Origin of the sequence: Micromonospora sp. HUAS YX12 (genome assembly GCF_040215685.1) — a bacterium.
GTDB classification, from domain to species: Bacteria; Actinomycetota; Actinomycetes; order Mycobacteriales; family Micromonosporaceae; genus Micromonospora; species Micromonospora tulbaghiae.
In genome coordinates this window covers 6,454,243-6,475,809 of the sequence record NZ_CP157974.1, presented here as the reverse complement: position 1 = coordinate 6,475,809, position 21,567 = coordinate 6,454,243, and the positions used below count along the sequence as shown (strand labels likewise).

At 73.8% G+C, this 21,567-nt stretch carries 20 protein-coding genes; 9 read left to right on the top strand and 11 right to left on the bottom strand.

Going from position 1 to position 21,567, the window contains the following annotated elements; all coding sequences use genetic code 11:
• Positions 1 to 155: 155 nt before the first annotated feature.
• A complete protein-coding gene (locus ABIH81_RS30665) occupies positions 156 to 2,705 on the top strand; it encodes a malectin domain-containing carbohydrate-binding protein (protein ID WP_349878310.1) in 2,550 nt (849 codons plus the stop codon).
• 247 nt (positions 2,706 to 2,952) lie between these two features.
• Entirely contained in the window at positions 2,953 to 3,339 is a 387-nt protein-coding gene (locus ABIH81_RS30660; protein ID WP_349878309.1) for a VOC family protein, read from the top strand.
• Between the two features lie 57 nt (positions 3,340 to 3,396).
• On the opposite strand, the gene ABIH81_RS30655 is transcribed toward ABIH81_RS30660, so the two are convergent.
• The 4 genes from ABIH81_RS30655 to ABIH81_RS30640 form a co-directional block, all read right to left on the bottom strand.
• Positions 3,397 to 4,221 carry a hypothetical protein gene (locus ABIH81_RS30655; RefSeq protein WP_349878308.1) on the bottom strand — a complete coding sequence of 275 codons (825 nt, stop codon included), beginning with the start codon at positions 4,219 to 4,221 and terminating at the stop codon, positions 3,397 to 3,399.
• Positions 4,222 to 4,409: 188 nt separating this feature from the next.
• Entirely contained in the window at positions 4,410 to 6,473 is a 2,064-nt protein-coding gene (locus tag ABIH81_RS30650; RefSeq protein WP_349878307.1) for a 3-hydroxyacyl-CoA dehydrogenase NAD-binding domain-containing protein, read from the bottom strand.
• Positions 6,470 to 7,666 (bottom strand): thiolase family protein, encoded by a 1,197-nt coding sequence (locus ABIH81_RS30645; protein WP_091420004.1) that lies wholly within the window; start codon positions 7,664 to 7,666, stop codon positions 6,470 to 6,472. The genes ABIH81_RS30650 and ABIH81_RS30645 overlap by 4 nt, the downstream gene beginning before the upstream one ends.
• Before the next feature lie 101 nt (positions 7,667 to 7,767).
• Positions 7,768 to 9,090 carry a ribonuclease D gene (locus ABIH81_RS30640; RefSeq protein WP_349878306.1) on the bottom strand — a complete coding sequence of 441 codons (1,323 nt, stop codon included), beginning with the start codon at positions 9,088 to 9,090 and terminating at the stop codon, positions 7,768 to 7,770.
• Positions 9,091 to 9,324: 234 nt separating this feature from the next.
• Here ABIH81_RS30640 and ABIH81_RS30635 point away from each other — a divergent pair, with 234 nt between their 5' ends.
• Together ABIH81_RS30635 and ABIH81_RS30630 are read left to right on the top strand one after the other, a co-directional pair.
• Positions 9,325 to 10,806, top strand: a complete 1,482-nt coding sequence (locus ABIH81_RS30635; protein ID WP_349878305.1) for a trypsin-like peptidase domain-containing protein — start codon at positions 9,325 to 9,327, stop codon at positions 10,804 to 10,806.
• Between the two features lie 87 nt (positions 10,807 to 10,893).
• Positions 10,894 to 11,709, top strand: coding sequence for a hypothetical protein (locus tag ABIH81_RS30630; protein WP_349878304.1), 816 nt, complete (start codon positions 10,894 to 10,896; stop codon positions 11,707 to 11,709).
• A gap of 98 nt (positions 11,710 to 11,807) precedes the next feature.
• Here the strand turns inward: ABIH81_RS30630 and ABIH81_RS30625 are convergent, their stop codons facing one another.
• Positions 11,808 to 12,380: a DUF3000 domain-containing protein gene (locus ABIH81_RS30625; RefSeq protein ID WP_013284819.1), complete on the bottom strand. Its 573-nt coding sequence runs from the start codon at positions 12,378 to 12,380 to the stop codon at positions 11,808 to 11,810.
• A 173-nt stretch (positions 12,381 to 12,553) separates the two neighbouring features.
• On the opposite strand from ABIH81_RS30625, the gene hemE reads away from it, so the two are divergent.
• The 3 genes from hemE to hemQ are packed head-to-tail and all read left to right on the top strand — an operon-like array spanning position 12,554 to position 15,762.
• On the top strand, positions 12,554 to 13,645 hold the full coding sequence (gene hemE / locus ABIH81_RS30620; RefSeq protein WP_349878303.1) for a uroporphyrinogen decarboxylase: 1,092 nt from the start codon (positions 12,554 to 12,556) through the stop codon (positions 13,643 to 13,645).
• A 9-nt stretch (positions 13,646 to 13,654) separates the two neighbouring features.
• Complete coding sequence (hemG, locus tag ABIH81_RS30615; protein WP_349878302.1) at positions 13,655 to 15,064, top strand: protoporphyrinogen oxidase; 1,410 nt, start codon at positions 13,655 to 13,657, stop codon at positions 15,062 to 15,064.
• A complete protein-coding gene (gene hemQ, locus ABIH81_RS30610; protein WP_349878301.1) occupies positions 15,061 to 15,762 on the top strand; it encodes a hydrogen peroxide-dependent heme synthase in 702 nt (233 codons plus the stop codon). Before hemG ends, hemQ begins: the two co-directional genes overlap by 4 nt.
• Positions 15,763 to 15,858: 96 nt before the next feature.
• On the opposite strand, the gene ABIH81_RS30605 is transcribed toward hemQ, so the two are convergent.
• The 4 genes from ABIH81_RS30605 to ABIH81_RS30590 form a co-directional block, all read right to left on the bottom strand.
• Positions 15,859 to 16,974, bottom strand: a complete 1,116-nt coding sequence (locus tag ABIH81_RS30605; protein ID WP_349878300.1) for a lytic polysaccharide monooxygenase — start codon at positions 16,972 to 16,974, stop codon at positions 15,859 to 15,861.
• 106 nt (positions 16,975 to 17,080) lie between these two features.
• Positions 17,081 to 17,524, bottom strand: coding sequence for a GNAT family N-acetyltransferase (locus ABIH81_RS30600; protein ID WP_349878299.1), 444 nt, complete (start codon positions 17,522 to 17,524; stop codon positions 17,081 to 17,083).
• A gap of 136 nt (positions 17,525 to 17,660) precedes the next feature.
• Positions 17,661 to 18,338, bottom strand: a complete 678-nt coding sequence (locus ABIH81_RS30595; RefSeq protein ID WP_349878298.1) for a hypothetical protein — start codon at positions 18,336 to 18,338, stop codon at positions 17,661 to 17,663.
• A gap of 54 nt (positions 18,339 to 18,392) precedes the next feature.
• Positions 18,393 to 18,653, bottom strand: coding sequence for a Prokaryotic metallothionein (locus tag ABIH81_RS30590; RefSeq protein ID WP_349878297.1), 261 nt, complete (start codon positions 18,651 to 18,653; stop codon positions 18,393 to 18,395).
• A gap of 155 nt (positions 18,654 to 18,808) precedes the next feature.
• Here ABIH81_RS30590 and ABIH81_RS30585 point away from each other — a divergent pair, with 155 nt between their 5' ends.
• Positions 18,809 to 19,084: an isoamylase early set domain-containing protein gene (locus tag ABIH81_RS30585; protein ID WP_120570994.1), complete on the top strand. Its 276-nt coding sequence runs from the start codon at positions 18,809 to 18,811 to the stop codon at positions 19,082 to 19,084.
• A gap of 8 nt (positions 19,085 to 19,092) precedes the next feature.
• On the opposite strand, the gene msrB is transcribed toward ABIH81_RS30585, so the two are convergent.
• A complete protein-coding gene (gene msrB / locus ABIH81_RS30580; RefSeq protein ID WP_013284828.1) occupies positions 19,093 to 19,503 on the bottom strand; it encodes a peptide-methionine (R)-S-oxide reductase MsrB in 411 nt (136 codons plus the stop codon).
• A gap of 47 nt (positions 19,504 to 19,550) precedes the next feature.
• Between msrB and ligD the strand changes: the two genes are divergently transcribed.
• Positions 19,551 to 20,576 (top strand): non-homologous end-joining DNA ligase, encoded by a 1,026-nt coding sequence (gene ligD, locus ABIH81_RS30575; RefSeq protein ID WP_349878296.1) that lies wholly within the window; start codon positions 19,551 to 19,553, stop codon positions 20,574 to 20,576.
• Positions 20,577 to 20,642: 66 nt separating this feature from the next.
• Here the strand turns inward: ligD and ABIH81_RS30570 are convergent, their stop codons facing one another.
• Positions 20,643 to 21,488 carry a hypothetical protein gene (locus ABIH81_RS30570; protein WP_349878295.1) on the bottom strand — a complete coding sequence of 282 codons (846 nt, stop codon included), beginning with the start codon at positions 21,486 to 21,488 and terminating at the stop codon, positions 20,643 to 20,645.
• Positions 21,489 to 21,567 lie beyond the last annotated feature (79 nt).

Sequence of the window (21,567 nt, the reverse complement as noted above, 5' to 3'; positions counted from 1 at the left end):
GGCGGCCTCGGCTGTCCTGGCCGGGCCGGACGGTGGTCGGCCCCCGGCGGAACGGTGGTCGGGCAGAATGCGCCGTCCACGCTGGACGCGGAGCGGGCGGTCCACGGAGAGTAAGCGCAGCGACGCTTCACCCTGCTCACCCACCGGAGCTGCCCGTGACCCACCCCTCGGCCCCGCGCCGCCGCCGTCTCCTCGCGGTCCTCACCGCCAGCGCCCTCACCGTCGCCGGACTCTCCCCGGCCACGCCCGCGTCGGCCAACGCCGCGCCCGGCCACGACAAAGTGGTCCACACCGTCCCCTCCGCCGCCTCGCCCGACGTCCAGGACGGCTCGGTCGACGCGATCCACGACGCCGGTACGAAGATCATCGCGGGCGGCTCCTTCACCCGGGTGCAGAACCGCAACTCCGACGTCGACATCCCCCGCGACTACCTCCTCGCCTTCGACAAGGCCACCGGACAGGTGGACACCGCGTTCGCGCCCACGCTCGACAACGAGGTGACGGCGGTCGTCGCCGGCCCCACGGCGGGCACCGTCTTCGTCGCCGGCAAGTTCAACACCGTCAACGGCGTGACCCGGCGCAAGGTGGCCCTGCTCGACGTCGCCACCGGGGCGGTCGTCACCAGCTTCACGCCCCCGGCGTTCAACGGGCTGATCAAGGACATCGCGCTGGTCGGCGACCGGCTGCTGGTCGGCGGCATCTTCACCACGGCCGGCAACCCCAACCCGCGCGGCGGGCTCGCCTCGCTCAACGCCACCACCGGCGCTGTCGACGGCTACCTCACCACGACGCTGACCGAGAACCACAACTGGGACGGCGTCAGCGGCGCCAAGGCCGGCGTCGGCGCGGAGAAGCTCGCCGTCTCCCCGGACGGCACGCAGCTCGTCGTCATCGGCAACTTCAAGAAGGCCGACGGGGTGCTGCACGACCAGATCGTCAAGCTCGACCTGGGCCCCACCGCCGCCACCGTCGCCGACTGGAACACGGCCCGCTACACGCCGCGCTGCAGGTGGCAGTCGTTCGACTCGTACGTCCGCGACGTCGCGTTCTCCCCGGACAACAGCTACTTCGTGGTGGTCACCACCGGCGCCCCGTACAGCGGGACGCTCTGCGACACCGCGGCCCGCTGGGAGGCCGGCGCGACCGGCACCAGCCTCCAGCCGACCTGGGTCGACTACAGCGGCGGCGACACGTTCCTGTCCGTCGGCATCAGCGAGCAGGCGGTCTACGTCGGCGGTCACCTCCGCTGGCTCAACAACACCGCGGGCGCCGACAACGCCCGGGCCGGCGCGGTCGGCCGGGCCAGCATCGCCGCGCTCGACCCCGCCAACGGCCTGCCGCTGCCCTGGAACCCGGGCCGGCACCCCCGCGGCATCGGCGCCTCGGAGATGCTGGTCACCCCGGCCGGCCTCTGGGTCGGCGGCGACACGCTCTGGATCGGCAACTTCCAGTACCGGCGGGAGCGGATCGCCTTCTTCCCGCTCGCCGGCGGCAAGGCCCCGCACCCGACCACCACGGCGACGCTGCCCGGCAACGTGTACCAGGCCGGCCTGCCGAAGCCGACCAACGTGCTGTACCGGGTGAACGCCGGTGGCCCGGTGGTCGCCGCCACCGACGGCGGACCGGACTGGGCGGCCGACACCAGCTCCAGCCCCAGCCCGTACCACAACACCGGCAGCTCGACCTCCAGCTTCAGCACGGTCGGCAGCCTGGACGCGACGGTGCCGGCCGGCACCCCGGCCGCGCTCTACAGCGACGAGCGGTACGACCCGGCCGGCGGCGCCGAGATGCTCTGGCAGTTCCCCGTGCCCACCGGCACCGAGGTGCACGTGCGGCTCTACCTGGCCAACCGGTACGACGGCACCTCCGCGCCCAACACGCGCGTCTTCGACGTGGCGCTGGACGGCACCGTCGTCCTCGACGACCTGGACCTGTCCGCCGCCGTCGGGCACAACGTGGGCACCATGCGAGAGTTCACGGTGACCAGCGACGGCACCGTCGACATCGAGTTCCGCCACGTCAAGGAGAACCCGCTCGTCGACGCCGTCGAGATCGTCAAGACCGGGCCTCCGCCGGCCGGCACCGGCGAAGAGGTGCAGGTCCGGTCGTACGACGGGCTGAACGGCGTCGGCACGCCCGGCCCGGTGGCGAACCCGGACGAGACCGTGTGGTCCGCCACGCGTAGCGCGTTCTGGGTCGGCGGGACGCTGTTCTACGGCGCCGACGGCGCGCTGTACCGGCGCACGTTCGACGGGACCACGTTCGGCACGCCGGAACTGGTGGACCCGTACCACGACCCCTACTGGGACACCGTGGTGACCAACTCCGGCCCGGACGGGCAGACGTACGTCGGCGCGACCACCGGCTTCTACGCCGAGATCCCGAACGTGACCGGCATGTTCTACACCGGCGGGCGGCTCTACTACACGCTGACCGGGCAGAACGGCCTGTTCTGGCGCTGGTTCACGCCGGACGGCGGCGTGGTCGGCGCCGACCGGTTCTCCGTGGCCGGGGCGAGCGGGTTCTCCGACGCGGGTGCCGTCTTCGTAGCCGGCTCCACCCTCTACAAGGTGAACCGGAGCACCGGTGACCTGTCCGCCGTCGGCTGGGCGAACGGCGCCCCGTCGGGGACGTTCACGGTGCGCAGCGGCCCGGCGGTCGACGGCGTCGACTGGCGCGCCAAGGCGGTCTTCGTCGGCCCGTAAGGAAGGGCACCTTCTTAACGCCTCCGGTAGAGGAAGGGCCCCTTGTTGACACCTGGCTGTTAACAAGGGGCCCTTCCTTGCACAGGGGGCGGGGTGGTGTGCGCCGCGGGGCGGTGGAATGATGATCGGGTCAGCCCGAGAGGTGGAAGGGGGTGTGGTCGATGTCCGTCGTGAGCCGTCCCGCGCCCCGCGTTCCCCGCTGACGTTCCCCCTGTGCCGGGGCGCGCTCCCCACAGGAGGAAGCACCATGAGTGCACAGATCCACTGCGTGACCGTCGAGTCCGACGACCCGTACACCCTGGCCGGCTGGTGGGCCCGCGTGCTCGACCGCCGGCTCGCCGACGACGACCACCCGGGCGACCCGGAGGCGGTCCTGGCCGCACCCGGCGGGCACGGCCCCGACCTGCTGTTCGTCGAGGTGGGTGAGCGGCACGGCAAGGGCGCGTTCCATCTCGACCTGCACCCGGCCGAGGGCACCCGGGACGAGGAGGTGGCGCGGCTGCGTGAGCTGGGCGCCACGCTGGTGGCCGACCGGCGCCGGCCGGACGGGACCGGCTGGGTGGTGCTGGCCGACCCCGAGGGCAACGAGTTCTGCGTCTGCCGGAGCCCCGCCGAACGGGCCGCGTCCGCCTGATCCGGAAACGACACCGGGCCCCCGCCGTGACGGCGGGGGCCCGGTGCGTGACGGGTGTCAGTCCTGCTTCTCGATCTCGCCGCGCATCGTCACGAACTCCGGCTGGAGCTCGGCCGCGGACTTGAAGTAGACCACCACCATGCCGAGGCTGCCCCGGTCGGCCCAGATGCAGACGGCCACCGGCACGTCCGACGCCTTGCCGTCGGAGCACTTGGCGTCGCCGCCCAGCGGGCCCGCGTCGACCGTCTTGAAGTCCTTGGTGGCCAGGTCCGGGGTGACCGCCGCGGTCGCGTCGGCCAGCTCCTTCTTCGGGTCCGCCATGACGCCGGACACCGCGACGATCATGACCAGGTCCTTCTTGGCCGGGTCGCCGTAGAAGGCGCCGACGGTGCTGGTCGCGTCCGGCACGTCCTTGCTGAGCTCGGACTTCATCTGCGCCGCGGCGGTCTGCAGCTGCGGGTCGGTGACCTTCGCCCGGCCGCCGAGCGTCTGCGGCTCGACCACCCGGGTCTTGGTGGCGGTGACCACCTCGTCGACGGTGTCCTTCGTGGCGAAGTAGGCGGCGACACCGCCACCGACGCAGAGCACCAGGACCACGGCGAGGACGATCAGCAGGACCTTGCCGACGCCGGACTTCTTCTTCGGCGGGACCGGCGCACCGAGCTGGCTGCCGTACTGCGGCTGCTGCGGAGTCTGCGGGTAGTCACCGCCGTACTGCGGCTGCTGCGGCGGCTGCGGGTAGTCACCGCCGTACTGCGGCTGCTGCGGAGTCTGCGGGTAGTCACCGCCGTACTGCGGCTGCTGCGGCGGCTGGTAGCCACCGGGCTGTTGCTGGGGGGAGGGGTAGTTGCCGGAGTAGGGACTGGACGGCGGCTGGGACATGTAGGCAGCTCCTGTGAGAAAACTGGACGCGTGATCGTAGCCAGCACCACCGACGGTCCGCTGTCCCGCCCAAGGGCGACGACGGGAAACTGCGACCTACCCGTGACCTGGGCCGCAGACGCCGATCGCGGTGGCCGGGCCGTCCGGAACGGACAGCCCGACCACCGCGATCGATGCGGTGCGGTCGGTCAGCGCAGGCTTGCCACGCCGCGCGGCAGGAACCGCTTGCCGGTCACCCGCTCGGAGGTGCCGGTCCGGTCCAGGTACGGCGTGACGCCGCCCAGGTGGAACGGCCAGCCGGCGCCGAGGATCATGCACAGGTCGATGTCCTGCGCCTCGGCGACGACGCCCTCGTCGAGCATGAGCCGGATCTCCTGCGCCAGCGCGTCCAGCGCGTTCTGCCGGACCTGCTCGGCGGTGAGCGGCTCGTCGCCGACCACGAGCAGCTTCGCCACCTCGTCGTTGATCTGGTCGTCGACCACGATGGGCTGGCCCGAGTCGGCGATCCGCTTGAGGTTCTCGCTGACCCCGAACCGGTCCGGGTACGCCTCGTGCAGGGTGCCGCCGACGTGGTACGCCACGGCCGGGCCGACGAGCTGGAGCAGCGCCAGCGGACGCATGGGCAGGCCCAGCGGGTCCAGCGCGCTGTTCGCCACGTCCAGCGGGGTGCCGGCGTCGACGGCGGCGAACACGGTGCCGAGGAAGCGGGTCAGCAGCCGGTTCACCACGAACGCCGGGGCGTCCTTCACCAGCACCGACGACTTCCTGAGCTGCTTGCCGACCGCGAACGCGGTGGCCAGCGTGGCGTCGTCGGTCCGCTCGCCGCGGACGATCTCCAGCAGCGGCAGCACCGCGACCGGGTTGAAGAAGTGGAAGCCGACCACCCGCTCCGGGTGCTCCAGGTCGGCGGCCATCTCGGTGATGGACAGCGAACTGGTGTTGGTGGCGAGCACCGCCTCCGGCTTGACGATCTTCTCCAGCTCGGCCCAGACCTGCTTCTTGACGCCCAGGTCCTCGAACACGGCCTCGATGACGAAGTCGGCGTCGGCGAACACGGACTTGTCGACCGAGCCGGACACCAGGCCGTACAGCTTGGCCGCGGTGCCCTTGTCCATCCGGCCCTTGCTGACGGCCTTCTCGATCTGGGTGTGCACGTAGCCGACACCCTTGTCCACCCGGGACTGATCCAGGTCGGTCATCACGACCGGCACCTGGAGCCGCCGGGCGAACAGCAGCGCGAGCTGGCTGGCCATCAGGCCGGCGCCGACGATGCCCACCTTGGTGACCGGACGGGCCAGGCCCTTGTCCGGCGCGCCGGCCGGGCGCTTGGCCCGCCGCTGCACCAGGTCGAAGGCGTACAGGCCGCTGCGCAGCTCCTCGGAGAAGATCAGGTCCGCGAGGGCCTCGTCCTCCGCCGCGGTGCCGGCGGCGAAGTCGGCGTCCTTCGCCGTCTCCAGCAGGTCCAGCGCCTTGTACGCGGACGGGACCGCGCCGTGCAGCCGCTGGTCCAGGGTCTGCCGGGCGAAGTAGAGCACGCCCGCCCACATGTCCTTGTCGACCTCGGGCCGGGTCACGGTGACCTCGCCCCGGACCACGCCGGCGGCCCACTCCAGCGACCGCTCCAGGAAGTCGGCCGGCTCCAGCAGCACGTCCGCGACGCCCATCTCGGCCGCCTGCTTCGGCTTGAGCATCTTGTTCTGCATCAGCGGGTTCTGGATGATCACCTGCGTCGCGGCCGGGATGCCGATCAGGTTCGGCAGCAACTGCGTACCGCCCCAGCCGGGGATCAGGCCGAGCGAGACCTCGGGCAGCGCCAGGGCCGCCGCGCCCGCCGACAGGGTCCGGTAGTGGCAGTGCAGCGCCAGCTCCAGGCCGCCGCCCATCGCCGCGCCGTTGACGAACGCGAAGGTGGGGACGGTGCTGTCCTTGAGCCGGGCGAAGACCCGGTGGCCCAGCCGGCCGATCTCCAGCGCCTGCTCGCGGTTCTCCAGCGCGGGCAGGCTGGTGATGTCCGCGCCCACGCAGAAGATGTACGGCTTGCCGGTGACCGCGATGAACGCCGGCTCCGCCGCCAGCGCGGCGGTGATCGCCTCGTCCAGGCTGGTCAGGCCGGCCGGGCCGAAGGTGTTCGGCTTGGTGTGGTCGAAGCCGTTGTCCAGGGTGATGAGGGCGGCGGGCCGGTCCAGCCCGGGTACGGCCACCTGGCGCAGCAGCGCCTTGGTGACGACCTCGTTCGGTGCGGCGAGGCTCACTTGTCTCCACCCTCCCAGTGCGGGTTCTCCCAGATCACGGTGCCGCCCATGCCGATGCCGATGCACATGGCGGTGAGGCCGTAGCGGACCTCGGGGTGCTCGGCGAACTGGCGGGCGAGCTGGGTCATCAGCCGGACGCCGGAGGACGCGAGCGGGTGACCGATGGCGATCGCGCCGCCCCACGGGTTGACCCGCGGGTCGTCGTCGGCGATGCCGAAGTGGTCGAGGAAGGCGAGCACCTGCACCGCGAACGCCTCGTTCAGCTCGAACAGGCCGATGTCGTCGATGCTCAGGCCGGCGATGCGCAGCGCCTTCTCGGTCGACGGGATCGGGCCGACGCCCATCACCTCGGGCTCGACGCCGACGAAGCCGAACGACACCAGGCGCATGCCGACCGGCAGGCCCAGCTCGCGAGCGGTCTCCTCGGCCACCAGCAGCGCGGCGGTGGCGCCGTCGTTCAGGCCGGCCGCGTTGCCGGCGGTGACCTTGCCGTGCGGCCGGAACGGGGTCTTCAGGCCGGCCAGCTTCTCCATCGAGGTGTCCCGGGGTGCCTCGTCCACGCTGGCCAGGCCCCAGCCCGCCTCCGGGTCGCGGACCGCCACCGGCACCAGGTCGCCCTGGAGCTTGCCGTTGGCGTACGCCTTCGCGGTCTTCTGCTGCGAGGCCAGCGCGAACGCGTCGGTGCGCTCCTTGGTGATGTGCGGGACGCGGTCGTGCAGGTTCTCCGCGGTGGAGCCCATCACCAGGGCGGACGGGTCGACCAGCTTCTCCGCGACGATGCGCGGGTTGGGGTCGACGCCCTCGCCCATCGGGTGGCGGCCCATGTGCTCGACGCCGCCGGCGATGGCCACGTCGTACGCGCCCATGGCGATGCCACTGGCCACTGTGGTGACGGCGGTCATCGCGCCGGCGCACATCCGGTCGATGGCGAAGCCGGGCACGGTCTTGGGCAGGCCGGCCAGCAGGGCGGCGGTGCGGCCGATGGTCAGGCCCTGGTCACCGATCTGGGTGGTGGCGGCGATGGCCACCTCCTCCACCTTCTCCGGCGGCAGTTGCGGGTTGCGGCGCATCAGCTCGCGGATGCAGCGGATCACCAGATCGTCGGCGCGGGTGTTGGCGTACATCCCACCCGCCTTGCCGAACGGGGTACGGACGCCGTCGACGAAGACGACATCCCGGACTTCACGGGGCACTTGGAGCCTCCCTCGGCACGGGCATTTCCCCGGATGCTACTCGCCAGTAACCAAACGTGGCACCACCCCCGGCGTGGCCCACCTCACACCTGCCGCCGACGTTACTGCTGGGGGGTACGCAGCGCCTCGGTGAGAGCGGGCAGCAGCAGCCCGATCTGCCACTCGCGGGCGCCGAACCCGCGCAGCGTCTCCGCGACCGTCTCGTCGGTGATCTCCGCGGGCGGCTGCCACGCCAGCCGGCGGATCGAGTCCGGCGCGATCAGGTTCTCCGCCGGCAGCCGGTGCGCCCCGGCGGTGCCGACCACCACCTCCCGGGCGCGGGCCAGCCGGCCGGCCGCCACCGGGTCGCGTTCGGCCCACCGGTGCGGCGGAGGCGGACCCTCCACCGCCGGGCTCACCGGCAGCGCGTCGTCCGGCAACTGGCGGGCGTCGTCCAGCGCCGCCAGCCAGGTACGCGCCAGCCGGCGCACCGACCGCCCACCGAACCCGGGGAGCGTGAGCAGCGTCTTCTCGTCCTTCGGGTCCAGCTCGGCGGCGGCCACGATGGCCGAGTCGGGCAGCACCCGGCCCGGCGCGGCGTCCCGGCGGGCGGCGATCTGGTCCCGCGCGTACCAGAGGGAACGCACCCGGGCCTGGGCGCGCGCGCCCCGTACCCGGTGGATGCCGGACGTGCGCCGCCACGGCTCGGCGCGGACGCGCGGCGGACGGGCGCCGTTGCGCACCAGCGCGTCGAACTCCTCCGCCGCCCAGCCCGACTTGCCCTGCCGCTGCAACTCCTCGTCCAGGGCGTCGCGCAGGTCCACGAGCATTTCCACGTCGAGCGCCGCGTACGTCAGCCAGGACTCCGGCAGCGGCCGGCTCGACCAGTCGGCGGCGGAGTGGTGCTTCTCCAGGCTGAACCCGAGCAGCTGTTCGGTCAGCGCGGCCAGGCCGACCCGCTCGAACCCGGCCAGCCGGGCGGCCAGTTCGGTGTCGAACAACCGGCGCGGGCGCAGCCCCACCTCGGCCAGGCAGGCGAGGTCCTGGCTGGCCGCGTGCAGCACCCACTCGGTCCCGGCGATCGCCGCGTCCAGGGCGGACAGGTCGGGCAGCGGCAGCGGGTCGATGAGCGCCGTGCCGGCGCCGCCGCGGCGCAGCTGCACCAGATAGGCGCGCTGGCTGTAGCGGTAGCCGGAGGCGCGTTCGGCGTCCAGGGCCACCGGGCCGGTGCCGGCCGCGAAGCGGGCCACGACCTCGTCCAGCTCGGCGGGTGTGGCCACCGGGGCGGGCGTGCCGTCGCGCGGCGCGGTCAGGGGGACGGCCGCGCCCGGGTCGGTCTCGGTCCCCGCGTCCGCCGGCTCCGGCAGGTCCGACGTCGGATCGGCGGACGCCTCCCCGGTACGGCTTTCGGCGGCCCGACGGCGCAGGGGTGGTTCGTCGGTCACCTGACAACCCTAGTAGGCCGGACGATCCGGTGTGCGCAGCCGGTCCGGCGCGTGTCGGCGCGACGGCCGTCAGGTGACCGGAAAGGTGCGGGTTGCGGGGCCGTGAGAGGGTCGGACAAGGGGGAAGACAAAGCCCGTTCCCGCCGGTACGGTCCATCGAGCCGCGAACGGCGTACGGGCCGTGCCGCAGCGGTCGGGGGGCGTCGGCGCAGCCGACGGGGAGGACGGTCGAGCATGACAGGCGGGTACGGAACCGGCGACGACGTGCCGGGGCAGGGCGGCGGCGACACGGCAGCCGACCGGCCGGGGCCGCTGCCGCCGCGCTTCGCCCCGCCCGCCGGTCCGGCCCCGGTGCCGTTCGCCGGTGGATCCGAGTGGGGCGGCACGCCCGGCTACCCGGCGCCCTCGGCGCGGGCCGCCGTCCAGCCACCCGCCGTCCCGCCGCCCGCCGGCTACCCGGGTCGCCCGGACGCGGCCGGCACGCCGCAGTCGACGCCCTACGCGGCCTCGTCCGGCGTCGCGACCCCGCCCGCCACGGCCCAGCCGTCGTCCTACGGCACCACACCCGGCCAGCCGGGGCAGCCGGCCTACGGCGCCGCGCCGGCCCAGCCGGGCCAGCCGGCCTACGGCGCCGCGCCGGCCCAGCCGGGCCAGCCGGCCTACGGCACCGCACCGGCCCAGCCGTCGTCCTTCGGCGCCGTACCGGCGCAGACCTCCCGGCCTGGCGCCGTTCCGGCGTACCCGGGTCAGGCGGCCGCGTCGCCGTCGTATCCGGGCGGGCCGGGCTCGTCGTCGTATCCGGGCCCGTCGGGCGGCGGCCCGTCGTACCCGGGCCCGCCCGTGTCCGCGCCCGCCTACCCGGGTCAGCCGGTGTCCGGGCCGTCGCAGCCGGGCTCCGCGTACCCGGGTCAGCCCGCCCCCATGAACGGCCCGGCGTCCCGGCGCAGCCGGCTGGCGGTGGTGGCGCTGGCCCTGGCCGCCGTGCTGACGGTGGTCACCGGCGTGCAGGCGTACCAGATCCACCGGCTCGACGACCGGCTCGCCGCCGCCGACAAGCGGATGGCCGAGGGGCAGGGCGCGGACGCCGGCCGGCTCGACGGCCTGGAGCAGCGCGCCGGCAGCCTGGAGAAGCAGGCGGGCGCGGCCTTCAACCCGGAGGCGGTGGCCGGCGCGGTGCTGCCGAGCGTGTTCCGGGTACGGGCCGGGCAGTTCACCGGTACGGCCTTCGCCGTCGGCAAGGCGCCGGCCGGCGGTGGCACCACGCTGCTGACGAACTTCCACGTGGTCGAGTCGGTCTTCACCGCGGGCGAGCGCAAGGTGTTCCTGGAGCGCAAGGACCAGCGGTTCGAGGCGACCATCATCGCCACCGACAAGGACAAGGACCTGGCTCAGCTGCGGACCACCGCCAAGTTCACCGGCCTGGTCGCGGCCCGCAGCCCGGTGCGCTCCGGCCAGCAGATCATCGTGGTCGGCGCGCCGCTCGGGCTGCAGGACAGCGTCACCACGGGCGTGGTCAGCGCGTTCCGCGAGGACGAGCGCGGCGGCGGCCCGGTGATCCAGTTCGACGCGCCGATCAACCCGGGCAACTCCGGCGGTCCGGTGATCAACGGTTCGAAGGAGGTCGTCGGCATCGCCACGGCCAAGGCCCGTAACGCCGAGGGCATCGGGCTCGCGGTGCCGATCAAGACCGCCTGCGACCGGTTCCGGCTCTGCTGACCGGTGGCCACACCGGCCCGGCCGCACCGCATCGACCCCGGCCCGTCGGGCCACCCCGCGGGGGACCAGCACATCTGGAGGAACGACATGTCCTACCCACCGGCCGAGGGCGACAACCCGCCCCCGGCGCCGGGGGGCACGGTCTACGGCAACCCGTACGGCAGCCGGCCCGCGCCCCAGCAGTACGACCCGAACCAGCCCGCGCCGACGCTGCACCAGCCCACCGTGTCCGACGGCGCCCCCGGGTACGGCGGATACCAGCCCGCCACGCCGGGACAGCCGGGATACGCGCCCGGCGCCGCCCCGGTGCCCCCGCCGGCGCAGCCGATGTCGGCGCCGCCGGTCTCCGTCCCGCCGGTCTCCGGGCCCGGCTACGCGCAGCCGATGTCGGTCCCGCCCGCGTCCGCTCCGCCGGTGTCCGGCCCCGGCTTCGGGCCGCCGCCGATGTCCGGGCCGCCCGGCCCGTACGGCCCGGCGGGCGCCGCGCCGACGAGCGGCGGCGGCCGGAAGTGGGCGGCGCTGGTGCTCGGCCTCGTCGCCGCGCTGCTGTTCGTCTTCGGCGGCGTGATGACGTTCCTGTACGTCTCCACGAACGGCGAGCTGGACAAGTCCCGGCAGACGGTCAGCCAGCGCGACGGCACGATCTCGGCGAACCAGCAGGAGATGGAGAAGCTCAAGGGTGAGCTGAAGACGGTCCAGGAGCGGTTGTCGGACACCCAGCAGGACCTGACCGGCACCAAGAACGACAGGGACGAGCAGGCCCGGCAGAAGAAGGTCATCGCGAACTGCCTGGACAAGCTGACCACCGCCATCGCGGCGGCGTCGCGCGGCGACCGGGCCGCCTTCGAGGCGGCCAACAAGGGCCTGGACAAGGTCTGCGACGAGGCCGAGAACTACCTCTGACCGGGTCCGCCCGAAGGCCGCCCCGGCTCGCCCGGGGCGGCCTTCGCGCATCGGGCGTCAGCGGCAGAGCCGGCCGGGCAGCGGAGAGAGTACGACGGTCAGGCGGCGCCCGCCGAGCGGCGGGTGGGCAGCGCGGTGACGCCGGGCGGCGGCAGGCCGGCCGTGGAGGCCAGCAGCGTGCACCAGCCCAGCAGGTGCGGGCCCAGGTCGGCGCGCAGCGGCGTCCAGGAGGCGCGGATCTCGATGTCACCGGCGGCGGGCGGCCCGGCCAGCTCGCCGAAGCGGGTGGAGAGCGTCTGGGTGACGGTGCCGCCGATCGCCCGGTGCCCGGCGCCCTGCGCGTCGAGCGCGTCGGTCAGCCAGGTCCAGCCGACGCCGGGCAGCAGCGGGTCGCTGGCGAGGTCGACCTCCAGCTCGGCGGTGACGTATGTGACCAGCCGCAGCGTGCCCTGCCACGCCTCGTGCCCGGCCGGGTCGTGCAGCAGGATCAGCCGGCCGGTGGCCACCTCGTCGTCGTCGCGCATCACGGCGGCGGAGAGCGCGAACGCGTACGGGGCCAGCCGCTGCGGCGCGCCGACCTCCTCCAGGATGATCTCCGGGCGGGGTGTGGCCGATCGCAGCCCCGCGACCGCGCGAGCGAACGTTTCCGGGAGCGCGATCGGGGGGGCCATGCGGGCAGCCTATGCCGCGCTCACCGCACGGCGCGCGACGGCGCGCCGGGTGATCGACGGTTAAGAAGGGGCCCTTCCGCTACCGGAGGCGTTAAGCGGGGGCCCTTTCTTCTGCGTCACAAATGCGGACGGTGAACGCGGGCGCGCACCGGGGGCGTGGCACGATTGCCGCGATGACCACCGACACCACGGGCACTGCCGCCCGAGACGGAGAACCCCGCCGCGGCGGGCCGGCCGACTCGCCCTTCGTCCGCGCCTGCCGGCGCGAGCCGGGCCCGCACACCCCGGTCTGGTTCATGCGCCAGGCCGGCCGGTCGCTGCCGGAGTACCGGGAGATCCGGGCCAACGTGCCGATGCTGGAGTCCTGCCGCCGGCCCGAGCTGGTCACCGAGATCACGCTTCAGCCGGTGCGCCGGCACGGCGTGGACGCGGCGATCCTGTTCAGCGACATCGTGGTGCCGGTCGCCGCGGCCGGCGTCGACCTGGACATCGTGCCCGGCACCGGCCCGGTGGTGGCCGAGCCGGTCCGTACCGCCGCCGACGTCGAGCGGATCAGGCCGATCGGCCGCGACGACGTGTCGTACGTGGACGAGGCGGTCCGCCTGCTCGTCGTCGAGCTGGGCGACACCCCGCTGATCGGCTTCGCCGGCGCCCCGTTCACGCTCGCCAGCTACCTGGTCGAGGGCGGCCCGTCGCGTACGCACGCCAAGACCAAGGCGCTGATGTACGGCGACCCGGACCTGTGGCACGCGCTGTGCGCGCGGCTGGCCGAGGTGACGCTGGCGTTCCTCCGGGTGCAGATCGACGCCGGGGTCTCCGCGGTCCAGCTGTTCGACTCGTGGGCCGGCGCGCTCTCCGAGGCCGACTACCGCCGTTTCGTGCTGCCGCACTCGACGTACGTGCTGGGCGGGCTCGCTGACGCCGGTGTGCCGCGGATCCACTTCGGGGTGGGCACCGGCGAGCTGCTCGGCGCGATGGGCGAGGCCGGCGCCGACGTGGTGGGCGTGGACTGGCGGACGCCGCTGGACGTCGCCACCGGCCGGATCGGGCCGGACAAGGCGGTGCAGGGCAACCTCGACCCGACAGTGCTGCTCGCCCCCTGGCCGGTGGTGGAGACCGAGGTGCGGCGCATCGTCGAGCAGGGCCGGGCCGCTCCCGGCCACGTGTTCAACCTCGGTCACGGCGTCCTGCCGGAGACCGACCCCGACGTGCTGACCCGGGTGGTCGCGCTGGTGCACGAGCTGACCGCGCGGCCGGAGCGCTAGGAGAAGACAGTGGTGCGACCGCGGCGGGTGGCGATCGTCGGTGGCGGGATCACCGGGCTGGCCGCCGCCGTCCGGTTGCGCGACCGGGCCGGTGAGGGCACCGAGATCACCGTATACGAGCAGTCCGGCCGCCTCGGCGGCAAGCTGCACACGGGTGAGCTGGCCGGTGGCCCGGTCGAGTTCGGCGCCGAGTCGTTCCTGATGCGCGACCCGGCCGGTGGCGAGTCGGCGGCGGTGACGCTGGCCCGGCGCCTCGGCCTGGACAGCTCGATCGTGCACCCCACGGTCGGGCAGGCGGCCCTGCTGGTCGACGGCACGTTGCGCCCGGTGCCGGGCGGCACGCTCGTCGGCGTACCCGGGGATCTGGACAAGGTGGCGGCGGTGGCGCCGCCGGCCGCGGACGCCGACCGCGACGCGGGCCACCCGCTGCTGGCCGACGGTGAGGACACCTCGGTCGGTGAGCTGGTCCGCAAGCGCCTCGGTGACGCGGTGGTGGAGCGGCTGGTCGACCCGATGCTCGGCGGCGTGTACGCCGGGCGGGCCGACGACCTGTCGCTGGTGACCACGATGCCGGCGCTGGCCCGCGCGGCCCGCGCCGAGCACACGCTGGTCGGTGCGGTACGCGCCGCGCAGGCCGCCGCGCCGCGTGCGCCGGGCGCCCCGGTCTTCGGCACCCTCGCCGGCGGGCTGAGCACGCTGGTCGAGGCGGCGGCGACGGCGAGCGGTGCGACGATCCGCCGGGGCGCTGCGGTACGCGAGCTGCGCCGCACCCCGGACGGCTGGCGGCTCACCGTCGGGCCGGCCCGCGACGCCGAGCACGTCGAGGCCGACGCGGTGCTGCTCGCGGTGCCGGCCCGCCCGGCCGCCCGGCTGCTCGCCGCCGCCGCGCCCGAGGTGGCGGACACGGTGGGCGCGCTCGACTACGCCAGCGTCGCCCTGATCACGCTGGCGCTGCCCGGCCCGGCCCTGCCGGAGCTGTCCGGTTTCCTGGTGCCGGCCGGCGAGGGGCTGCTGATCAAGGCGTCCACGTTCTTCACCACCAAGTGGGGGCACCTGCGGCGGCCGGACGGGCTGGCGCTGGTGCGCGCCTCGGTCGGCCGGTACGGCGACGAGGCGTCGCTCCAGCTCACCGACGACGACCTGGCCGACGCGGTGCACCGGGAGCTGTCGGCGGTGCTCGGCGCGCCGCTGCCCGCCCCGGTGGCCCGGCACGTGCAGCGGTGGGGCGGCGCGCTGCCGCAGTACACGCCCGGGCACACCGCCCGGGTGGCGGCGGTCCGGGCGGCGCTGCGCGCCGCCTGCCCGACGCTGGCAGTGGCCGGGGCCGGGTACGACGGCGTCGGCATCCCGGTGTGCGTCCGCTCCGGGGAGACGGCGGCCGAAGAGATCATCACGGCACTGGGAGGATCGGCAGCATGACCGAGCAGACCAACGCGGCGCGGCTGCGGGAGCTCAACGAGACCATTCGCTACACCATGTGGTCGGTGTACCGGGCCACCGGCCCGCTGCCGTCGCTGCGGGAGAACGTCATCGACGAGGTCGAGTCGCTCTTCACCGAGCTGGCCGGCAAGGACGTCACGGTCCGGGGCACCTACGACGTGGCCGGGCTGCGCGCCGACGCCGACCTGATGATCTGGTGGCACTCGTCGTCCAGCGACGCGCTCCAGGACGCGTACCTGCGGTTCCGCCGCACCACGCTGGGCCGGGCGCTCACCCCGGTCTGGTCGCAGATGGCGCTGCACCGCCCGGCCGAGTTCAACAAGAGCCACATCCCGGCGTTCCTGGCCGACGAGCAGCCCCGCGCCTACCTGTGCGTCTACCCGTTCGTGCGCTCGTACGAGTGGTACCTGCTGCCCGACGCCGAGCGGCGTGAGCTGCTGGCCGAGCACGGCAGGATGGCGCGGGGCTACCCGGACGTGCGGGCCAACACGGTCGCCTCGTTCGCGCTCGGCGACTACGAGTGGATGCTCGCGTTCGAGGCCGACGAGCTGCACCGGATCGTGGACCTGATGCGCGACCTGCGCGCCTCCGGCGCCCGGCGGCACGTGCGGGAGGAGATCCCGTTCTACACCGGCCGCCGCCGCCCGGTCGCCGACATCGTCAACTGCATGGTCTGAAAGGAAGGGCCCCTTCTTAACGCCTGCGGTAGAGGAAGGGGCCCTGCTTAACACCGGAGACGGTGTCGAGCAGGGCCCCGACCGGGACGGCAGCCGTCAGGCGGTCGTCGTGCAGGACAGGATGCCCGGCACCGGGTTCGTCGCACCGGCCGAGCCGGTGAAGCCGAACGAGGTGCTCGCACCCGGCGCGAGCGAGCCGTTGTAGGCCACGTTGCGTGCCGTCACGAGCGTTCCGCTCGTGGTGACAGTGGCGTTCCACGCCGAGTTGACCCGCTGGCCGTTCTGGTAGTTCCAGCTCACCGACCAGCCGCGGATCGGTGAACCGCTGCCGTTGGTCACCTTCACCTCGGCCTGGAAGCCGCCACTCCACGAACCGGTGATCGCGTACGTCGCGGTGCAGCCACCGGCCGGGTTCGGCGTGGTCGGCGGCGGGCTGCTCGGCGGCGTGCTGGTCGGCGGGGTGCTCGTCGGCGGGGTGGTCGGCGACGCCGTCGGGGACGCGGTCGGCGACGGGCCGGCTCCGCCGAAGTCCACGTCGCTGCACAGGTAGTAGGACTGGTCCAGGTGGCTGGCCTGCCAGATGGTGTAGACGACGTGCCGGCCGGTGCGGCCCGGCGCGTTCGCCGGGATCTGGATGGACACGCCGTCCACCTCACGCGTCCACTGGCTGGCCGGGGTGTTGCCGATCTGGCCGACCAGTTCCAGGTCGCTCCAGCGCAACGGCGAGGTGAGCGCGTTGAAACCCTGCTTGGTCACGTACACCCGGATGTAGTCGGCGCCGTGGCTGGCCTGGTCGAAGAACTTGACCCGGAAGCTGTTGGAGACCGACGTGGTCCTCCAGGCGCCGACCGTGTCGAGGGCGTTGTAGCGGCCGCTCTGGGTGCGTCCGCCACTGCACAGCTGCCCGTCGGGGATGGCGCCCTGGTGGTTGCCGGCCACGCCCTCGCGGAACAGGCCGTTCCAGTTCCACATCGCGTTCGGGTCGGCCTGCCACGCCTGCCAGCACATCGGGTCCTGGGTGGCCATGGCCGGGTTCTGGAAGTCACCGCCCCAGCGCTGCCAGCAGCTGTAGGCGCGCGAGGCCGGGTCGACCACCGACCCGTGCGCCGAGGCCGGGCCGGAGAACGCGGTGGTGAGCAGCGCCGCCACCACCGCGCAGACGGCGAGGATCGCCGCCGCGAGCGGTAGCGGGCGGCGGTACGGAGTGGACATGGAAAGCCTCCGGGATGGGTGTCGGTGCACGACGCCCGGACTGTCGGGAGTTGCCCTCTCCCGCGTGGCGGCTCCGCCCGCAGGCTGCCACAAAAAGCGACAAACGTCAATGAGTCGGGTCGCGGCGCATCGGGGTGTGCGGGATGCCGTCCTCGACGTACCCGGGGCCGCTGACCGCGAAGCCGAGCCCCGCGTAGAAGCCGACCAGGTGCGTCTGCGCGTCGAGCACGCACGGCCGGTCACCCACCACCGCGAGGGCCTCGGTCATCAGCGCGCCGGCCAGGCCCGCGCCGCGGGCCGCCGGCGCCACCACGACCCGCCCGATCCGTGCCACACCACCGGGGTCGGCCAGGATCCGCAGGTACGCGACCACGGCGCCGTCGCGGCTCAGCCACAGGTGGCGGGTGCCGGGTTCGACGTCCCGGCCGTCCAGTTCCGGGTACGGGCAGGACTGCTCGACCACGAACACGTCGATGCGCAGCCGGAGCAGGTCGTGGAAGGTGCGGGCGTCCAGGTCGGCGAAGCTTGCCAGGTGGGACTCGACGGGCATCGGCCCAGGTTAGGCGGCGCGTCTCCGGCCGGTCGTGTGCACCCCGGGCCGCGCCGGTTCGGCGTGCCGGGCCGGCGGGGTCCGCCGTGCCGGTTCAGCGCGCGGCGGTTCAGCGCGGCCGGTCCGGCGTGCCGGTTCAGCCCTTCGACGTGCGCAGGCCGGTGGCGGTGGCGGTGACGGCGCGTTCGAACCAGGTGCCGGTGTCCGCCGCCGAGCGGGTCCAGACCGCGACGCACTGGGTCACCCGGCCCTGGTGCAGGCAGCCGTAGCGGTGCGGGAAGCGCGTGCCGCCGGACACGGTCATGGTGGCCGACATCATCCGGCCCGGCACGCCCAGCCCGGCGGGCAGCTTCCCGGCGGTGTGGCCGGTGGTGACCTGGCCGTCCTCCTCGTCGCGCTCGCACGCCTCCAGCACGGCGAAGACCTGCCGTACCGCGTCCGCGGCCGTCGGCTCGTCCGGGTAGACCACGGTCTCCTGGACGATCTCGGCGAACTCGCCGGCCGGGGTGCCCTGTGGCGTGACGAAGACCCGGGTGGACACGACGAGCCGCCGGTCGAGCAGGGGCAGCGGGCGCCCGCAGGCGACACCGTCGGAGTCGAGCTGCTCGCTGGCGTACTCGGGCGTCTCGGCCAGGCCGGCCAGGCTGCCGGTCGCGGCGTACCGGTCGCGCAGCGCCGCGGCGGCGCCGCCGTCGGTGGGTGAGGGCGCGGCGAGCGCAGGCTCGGGGGCGGTCGCGCCGCCGGGCCCGGTGGCGGAACCGCAGCCGGCGAGGAGGGCGGCCAGGGCCGCCGCGATGATCAACCGTCGGGACACCGGAGGGATGCTAGACGGAGATCGACGCCGGTGGCGCCCCGGGGAGCGCCCGCGTCAGGCGGGGCGGGCGCCGACCGCGTCGCGTACCTCGGCACCATGCTCGCCCTCGACGGCGCGGGCGCAGTGGGCGCAGCAGAAGAAGCGGCCCGAGACCTCGACGCCGTGCCCGACGATCTTGATCTGACAGTGCTCGCAGATCGGCGCCATCTTGTGCACCGCGCACTCGAAACAGTCGAACGTGTGCCGCGACCCGTCGACCGTGCGCACCTCGAACGCCATCCAGTAGTCGTTGCCACAAACCTCGCAGGTTGTCATGCGAAACCCCCCGAAAACGGACCTGTCATCCGAGAGTCGCGCAGACGACACCCCCGAGCAACCGGAACCGGCGAACCTGATCCGGCCCCACGGCGAGTCGCTCCCGGCGTGTCGCGCGTTGACTCCTGTGACCGCCGAAAATCTCCGGAGGATTCGTGATCAAGCGCAACAGGCTCTTCGGCAACCAGACCCGGGTGACGTTCTCGCTGCCCCGGGACACCCCGGCCGGCACGGTCAGCGTGGTCGGCTGCTTCAACGGGTGGGAGCCCGGCCGGCACGAGCTGGTGCCGCGGCGCGACGGCACCCGTACCGTGACGGTCCGGCTCGCGCCGGGGGAGTACCGCTTCCGCTACCTCGCCACCGGTGGGGTGTGGCTGGACGACGAGGCCGCCGACCAGGTGGACGAGGCCGGCGGCCTGCTGCGGCTGTGACGCCGCCGTCAGCCGGCGCTGGGCTCCAGCCGCACCGAGATCGAGTTGACGCAGTGCCGGGTGTCCTTCGGGGTGAAGCCCTCACCCTCGAAGACGTGCCCGAGGTGGCTGTCGCAGCGCGCGCAGCGGATCTCCACGCGCCGCATGCCGAGCGTGTTGTCCGGGATCTCCTTGACCGCGCCCGGGATGGCGTCGTCGAAGCTCGGCCAGCCGCAGTGCGAGTCGAACTTGTCTTGGCTGCGGAACAGTTCCAGCCCGCAGGCCCGGCAGTGGTAGACCCCGGGGGTCTTGGTGTCGACGTACTCACCGGTCCAGGGCGCCTCGGTGCCGGCCTCGCGGAGCACCCGGAACTCCTCGGGGCTGAGCCGGACGCGCCATTCGTCCTCGGTACGGGGCAGTTCGTTGTCGGAAAGACTCACCGTTCCACGGTACGTCGGGTGTCGGTGGCATCGCATATGGTCGCGTGATGGCGGGCAGGAGTGCGGTCGAGGAGATCGAGGTAGCCGGGCACACGGTGCGGCTGAGCAGCCCGGATCGGGTGATCTTCCCGCAGCGCGGCTTCACCAAGGCCGACGTCTTCCGCTACTACCTGGCGGTCGGCGACGGGATCATGCGCGCCCTGCGCGACCGGCCCACCACGCTCCAGCGCTTCCCCGAGGGCATCGAGGGCGAGATGTTCTTCCAGAAGCGGGTGCCGCAGCGGGGCGTGCCGCCGTGGGTCCGCACCGCGCGGATCACCTTCCCCAGCGGCCGCCCGGCCGACGAGCTGTGCCCGGCCGACCTGGCGCACGTGGCCTGGGCGGCGCAGATGGGCACCGTGGTGTTCCACCCGTGGCCGGTGCGCGCCGCCGACACCGACCGCCCGGACGAGCTACGCGTCGACCTCGACCCGCAACCGGGCACCGACTTCGCCGACGCGGTGACCGCCGCCGGTGAGCTGCGCGGGCTGCTCGACGAGCTGGGCGTGCCCGGCTGGCCGAAGACCTCCGGCGGCCGGGGCGTGCACGTCTACCTGCGCATCCAGCCGCGCTGGACGTTCGTGGAGGTACGCCGCGCCACCATCGCGCTGGCCCGCGAGCTGGAACGCCGCCGCCCCGAGCTGGTCACCACCGCCTGGTGGAAGGAGGAGCGCGGCGAACGGGTCTTCGTCGACTTCAACCAGATGGCGCGGGACCGCACCATCGCCTGCGCGTACTCGCTGCGGGCGAACGCCCGCGCCACCGTCTCCACCCCGGTCGACTGGGACGAGCTGCCGCAGGTCGACCCGGACGACTTCCACCTCGGTACGGTGCCGGCCCGGTTCGCCGAGCGCGGCGACCCGCACGCCGGCATCGACGACGCCCCGTGGGACATCACGCCGCTGCTGGAGTGGGCCGAGCGGGACGCCGCGGACGGGCTGGGCGACATGCCCTACCCGCCGGAATACCCGAAGATGCCCGGCGAGCCGAAGCGGGTCCAGCCCTCCAAGGACCGCGACCGCCCCCGCCCCTGACCCCGCCTCGCCGTCCCTTTGTCGGCGAGGCGGCGCGGCGTGCGCCCGCGGTCGGGTGACCCCGGCTCAGCCGGAAGCGGTGAGCAGGGCTCGGACCGAAGCGACGACGTGCCGGGGACGGCGGTAGAGGTCGGTGGCGGTGTAGACCCGCATGCGCCAGCCGCGCTCGGCCAGCCAGTTGAGCCGGGACCGATCGTGGTGCAGCCGGCCGGGGTCGAGGTGGGATCCGCCGTCGTACTCCAGGCCGATCCGCCGGTCGCGATAGCCCAGGTCGAGGCGGTAGATCGGTATCCCGTCGTCGTCGGGAACCCACAGCTGCGGCTCCGGCGGCGGCAGCCCGCCGTCGATCAGCAACAGGCGTAACTGGCTCTCCTGCCGGCACTCGGAGCGCGGATCGGCCAACGCGACGAGTTGCCCCGCCTGTCGTACTCCCCGCAGGCCGACGTGCCACGCCACCTCGGTCAGCAGGTCCTCGCGGCGGCAGGCGCCGGCCCGGAGGCAGAGGTCCAGCACCGGCAGTGCGTCCGCCCGCCGGATCACCCGCGCCAGATCCACGGCGCAACGGGCCGCGGGCGCGCAGGGGATGCCGGCGATCTCCACCGCGTCCGGCACCGGCAGCACCGTCTGATGTGTCGCCACGCCCCGGATTCGCCGTGCACTCACACCGGGCGGCACGATCACGTGCACCCGGTCGTGGGTCACCGCTCCGAACCGGTGCAGTCGCGCGCCGGTGTGGAAACCCGCGACAGTGCCCGGCGGCAGTCGCCGGAACAGGGCGCGCAACCGGCTCGCCTCGTCGTCGGTGCAGCCGTAGACACCCCGCGACAGCCGGCCCAGCCGTCCCGCCTCCACCTGGTGCCGGACCGCCCCGCGGCTCATCCCACCCGCCAGCAACTCCCCGTACCGCCACACCCGCCCACCTTCCCGCCCCGCCGCCCTTCCCGTCCGCCCCTGTGGACAGCCCTCGCCCTCGCGCCGGTGGTGGCCGTCG

Excerpts from the sequence above, each read along its gene's own strand:
- ABIH81_RS30660 (WP_349878309.1), top strand. The coding sequence starts at position 2,953 with ATGAGTGCACAGATCCACTGCGTGACCGTCGAGTCCGACGACCCGTAC.
- ABIH81_RS30655 (WP_349878308.1), bottom strand. The coding sequence starts at position 4,221 with ATGTCCCAGCCGCCGTCCAGTCCCTACTCCGGCAACTACCCCTCCCCC.
- ABIH81_RS30635 (WP_349878305.1), top strand. The coding sequence starts at position 9,325 with ATGACAGGCGGGTACGGAACCGGCGACGACGTGCCGGGGCAGGGCGGC.
- ABIH81_RS30630 (WP_349878304.1), top strand. The coding sequence starts at position 10,894 with ATGTCCTACCCACCGGCCGAGGGCGACAACCCGCCCCCGGCGCCGGGG.
- ABIH81_RS30625 (WP_013284819.1), bottom strand. The coding sequence starts at position 12,380 with ATGGCCCCCCCGATCGCGCTCCCGGAAACGTTCGCTCGCGCGGTCGCG.
- hemE (WP_349878303.1), top strand. The coding sequence starts at position 12,554 with ATGACCACCGACACCACGGGCACTGCCGCCCGAGACGGAGAACCCCGC.
- hemQ (WP_349878301.1), top strand. The coding sequence starts at position 15,061 with ATGACCGAGCAGACCAACGCGGCGCGGCTGCGGGAGCTCAACGAGACC.
- ABIH81_RS30605 (WP_349878300.1), bottom strand. The coding sequence starts at position 16,974 with ATGTCCACTCCGTACCGCCGCCCGCTACCGCTCGCGGCGGCGATCCTC.
- ABIH81_RS30600 (WP_349878299.1), bottom strand. The coding sequence starts at position 17,524 with ATGCCCGTCGAGTCCCACCTGGCAAGCTTCGCCGACCTGGACGCCCGC.
- ABIH81_RS30590 (WP_349878297.1), bottom strand. The coding sequence starts at position 18,653 with ATGACAACCTGCGAGGTTTGTGGCAACGACTACTGGATGGCGTTCGAG.
- ligD (WP_349878296.1), top strand. The coding sequence starts at position 19,551 with ATGGCGGGCAGGAGTGCGGTCGAGGAGATCGAGGTAGCCGGGCACACG.